Source organism: Pseudomonas sp. P5_A2_2 (assembly GCF_054177685.1).
On record NZ_JBGCUL010000473.1, the window covers coordinates 1 to 3,493 of the forward strand.

General features: G+C 59.0%; 2 protein-coding genes. One reads left to right on the forward strand and one right to left on the reverse strand.

The window, feature by feature from the left end; genetic code table 11:
* The coding region (locus ACXRVY_RS20610; RefSeq protein WP_458238116.1) for a hypothetical protein at positions 1-232 on the reverse strand (232 nt) is incomplete at its 3' end.
* A 711-nt stretch (positions 233-943) separates the two neighbouring features.
* On the opposite strand from ACXRVY_RS20610, the gene ACXRVY_RS20615 reads away from it, so the two are divergent.
* Positions 944-3,493, forward strand: a 2,550-nt coding sequence (locus ACXRVY_RS20615) for a peroxidase family protein (RefSeq protein WP_458238117.1), incomplete at its 3' end; no start/stop codon positions are given.

The window sequence follows — 3,493 nt, forward strand, 5'->3', positions numbered from 1 at the left end:
CATGAATGCATTCGGTGTGGGAATTCAGGGAGGGCTGAATCGACCAGGGTTTTGCAGCGATAGCGATGATCATGGCGTTGCGAACTGCTCTCGCATAATCGGAGACGTTCTTCGATTTTTCCGATGTGAAATAGCTTTGCGGGTCGAGGCAATGATTTCCTTGTGAGCTCGTTCTTTCTCGACTGCTCGGGACAGGACTGGCGCTCCCACACATTGAGCGATGACGGCCCATGCCGCATCAGGGCTACGGAGACGATCGGCCCAGGCTTTCTGTATTTGCTTCAGGCCTTTTTCGACGGCCACCCGTACCTCCGGTTCGGCGCGCGCAATCTCTCCACTCAAGGCCGGAAGGACACAACCTTCTTCTGGATGAAGGACATGAAAGGTACTCAGGTCGTTACGCGCTGCGACGTTATTCCTTTGTTTTATGCACTTCCGGCAGTAAGAAATAACATTTCGCTCTATACCTGCACTCAAATTCCTATATGTCTTTTAAAAACAGCTAGTTATGAATCCTAAAACCGGTCATCTGTTTTAACGACATAATATTGACAAAGACTTGCTATGGAACTTTAGTCTTAGTTATCGGGGGACCCGCCCGCTGAAGTTTGCCATCGCTTTGGCAATGCAAGGCGCGGTGACTTTCCCGAGAGGAGCCGATTCATGTCGATCATTTCGTGCTTTTGCAGAGGGAAGGTGGTGTCCAGGACGTTCGCCTTCACTTCCAGATTCCATGACCCGCCCAGGGCTCGAATCCGCTCTGCCTGATCGCCCGGCGAGCAATTCATTTCGCGAATTCCAGGCGCGTATCCCGGGTCCCGGGTAGCGCCAGAGCTCTCGCAAAAAAACATAAAAAACAAACTGCGCAAACCAGCACTTGACTTGGCGCGGGAGGATTTTCTCGTCCCGTGCCTTTACCCAGACAGATCGAGGGCAATCCAAAATGGCCAATTTCAGCAAGTCGGACCTGGAGTTCATCCTTAAGCAAATCTTTATCGCAGAAGCGAATGCCGACGGCACCAGCCTCATTGATTTGCTTCCCAACACTCAGGTGCCGTTCGGCCTGCGTACCGTCGATGGCAGCTTCAACAACCTGGTCACCGGCCAGAGCGAGTTTGGCGCTGCGGACAATGCTTTCCCGCGCCTGCTCGATCCCTCGTTTCTGGATGCATACGCCGGGACAGGGTCGGTGACCGATCCGCAACCACGGATCATCAGTAACCTGATCGTCGACCAGACCGCCAATAACCCGGCGGCCTATGCCGCAGCGTTCGACCCGGGACTGGACGGTGTACTCAACTTCGGCGTAGTGGGTGCGGGTAATGACGACGTACTCAAGCCTGGCGTACAGATAGTCACCAGCCCCGGGCTGGATGGCGTGTTCGGCACGGCCGATGACAAGGACGTGTTCTTCATGCCCAACGTGTCGCCGGACGTCGGCCTGACCGCCAGCTTCAACTCCTGGATGACCTTCTTCGGCCAGTTCTTCGACCACGGTCTCGACCTGGTCACCAAGAGCGCTACCGACTTCGTGTTTATTCCGCTGCAACCGGACGATCCGTTGTTCGTAGCGGGCAGCCCGACCAATTTCATGGTGCTGCCACGTGCGGTGCGTACCCCCGGCGCAGACGGAGTACTCGGCACTGCCGATGATGGCCAGCCCAACACCACCTCGCCGTTCGTCGACCAGAGCCAGACCTACAGCTCACACCCTTCGCATCAGGTGTTCCTGCGCGAGTACGTGCTCAATGCGGACGGCGATCCTGTTGCAACCGGACGCTTGATTACCAACCGCGATCTCGGCGCCGATGGCCTGTTCGGCACTGCCGATGATGGCAGCGGCGAAAATGGCGGCATGGCGACCTGGAAAGTGGTCAAGGCCCAGGCCCGTGACATTCTGGGCATCAACCTGACTGATGCCGATGTACATAACGTGCCATTGCTGGCAACCGATGCGTACGGCAACTTCATCCGCGGGCCGAACGGCATGCCGCAGGTGGTGATTCGCATCAGCAACGGTGCTGACGGCATCGCCGGGACGGCGGATGACGTCACTCAACTGGTCGAAGGCAACCGGGCAGCTCCCATCAGTCTGGCTAACGCCGTGAGTGCCGGGCATGGCTTCCTCGATGACATCGCCCACAATGCCGCGCCGGTCGTCGTCGGCGGGGTACTGCAGGCGGATGCCGACATCGCTGTCGGCAATGCGCAGCCCGTTGACGCGGGTGGCAACAACCTGACCTATGACAACGAACTGCTCGACGCCCACTACATTGCCKGCGACGGTCGGGTCAACGAGAACATTGGCCTGACCACCGTGCACCATGTGTTCCACTCCGAGCACAACCGCCTGGTCCAGCAAACCAAGGACACCCTCATAGCCGCCGGCGACCTGGCCTTCCTCAATGAGTGGCTGGCGGTCGACGTGGCCGCGATTCCGACTACACCCGCCGGGATTGCAGCGTTGGTGTGGGACGGCGAACGCCTGTTCCAGGCCGCCAAGTTCGGCACCGAGATGCAGTACCAACACTTGGTGTTCGAAGAGTTCGCGCGGACCATTCAGCCGCAGGTCGATGGGTTCCTTGCGCCCAGCGGCTATGACACCTCGATCAACCCGGCTATCCTCGCCGAGTTCGCCCACGTGGTGTACCGCTTCGGTCACTCGATGTTGACCGAGACCGTCGATCGCTTCGACCCGGCGTTCAATCCGCTCCTCACTAACCCGGCCAACCCGGACTCGCAACTGGGTCTGATCGCAGCCTTCCTCAACCCCCTGGCGTTCGCCGGCAGCGGGGTGACTGCGGACCAGGCGGCAGGGGCGATCATTCGCGGTGTGACCCGCCAGGTCGGCAACGAGATCGATGAGTTCGTCACCGAAGCGTTGCGCAACAACCTGCTCGGTCTGCCGCTCGATTTGCCGAGCCTGAACCTGGCGCGTGGTCGCGACACGGGCATCCCCACCTTGAATGAGGCGCGCCGTGAGTTCTACGCATCAACCGGCGACAGCCAACTCAAGCCGTACATCAGTTGGGTTGACCTGGCGGACAGCCTCAAGCACCCCGAGTCGCTGGTCAACTTCATTGCAGCCTTTGGTACGCATTCTTCGATCACGGCGGCGACCACGCTGGCAGACAAACGCGCTGCAGCCTTTGCGCTGGTATTCAATGTTGCGGGTTCGCCGGCTGATCGCCTGGACTTCCTCAACAGCACCGGAGCCTATGCCAACATAACGACGGCCGGCAGGGATGGGGTACTGGGTACTGCAGATGACCTGACAGGTGTGACGGTCACGGGTGTCGACGACATCGACTTCTGGGTCGGTGGCCTCGCCGAACAGAAGATGCCGTTCGGCGGCATGCTCGGCTCGACGTTCAACTTCGTGTTTGAAACCCAGATGGAGGCGTTGCAGAACGGCGACCGCTTCTACTACCTGTCGCGTACCGCGGGCCTGAACTTCGGCACTGAGCTTGAGAACAACTCCTTTGCCAAGCTG